This window comes from Streptococcus suis (assembly GCF_002960445.1).
Classification (GTDB): domain Bacteria; phylum Bacillota; class Bacilli; order Lactobacillales; family Streptococcaceae; genus Streptococcus; species Streptococcus hyiners.
Window position 1 is genome coordinate 1 of the sequence record NZ_POJD01000145.1, and the last position, 481, is coordinate 481.

Sequence of the window (481 nt, forward strand, 5' to 3'; positions counted from 1 at the left end):
GTCTCAAATGGAAAATAGAAAAAAAACAGGAGAGGAATAGAATGGCGACAGTCTAACTTTGTATAATGGATGTGTTTGATAAAATCTGTTAAAATACAGGAGGGATTTATGATTGTTTTTTTGGTTATTTGTGTTTTTTTGGTGAGAATCTATTTTTTGAAGATTTCAATTAAAAACGAAAAACGGATTTTGAAAAACGGCGGTTCAGAATTTGGTGTTCAAAATACTAAATTATTAACAATTGTACATATTCTATTTTATTTATCATGTTTGGTTGAAGCAGTAGTGCGACACACCAAGTTTGATACGCTTAGTAGCTTAGGTTTGATATTCTTGCTGTTTTCAATGGGAATGTTATTTTGGGTAACACGATTGTTAGGTGATATTTGGACAGTTAAGCTCATGTTGGTAAAAGATCATCGTTTTGTTGATCATTGGTTGTTTCGTGTTGTAAAGCATCCTAACTATTTCCTAAATATTA

At 31.0% G+C, this 481-nt stretch carries 1 protein-coding gene; it reads left to right on the top strand.

All coding sequences use genetic code 11. The features are described from left to right. Positions 1-108: 108 nt before the first annotated feature. The coding region (locus tag C1G53_RS06350; protein ID WP_105118128.1) for an isoprenylcysteine carboxylmethyltransferase family protein at positions 109-481 on the top strand (373 nt) is incomplete at its 3' end.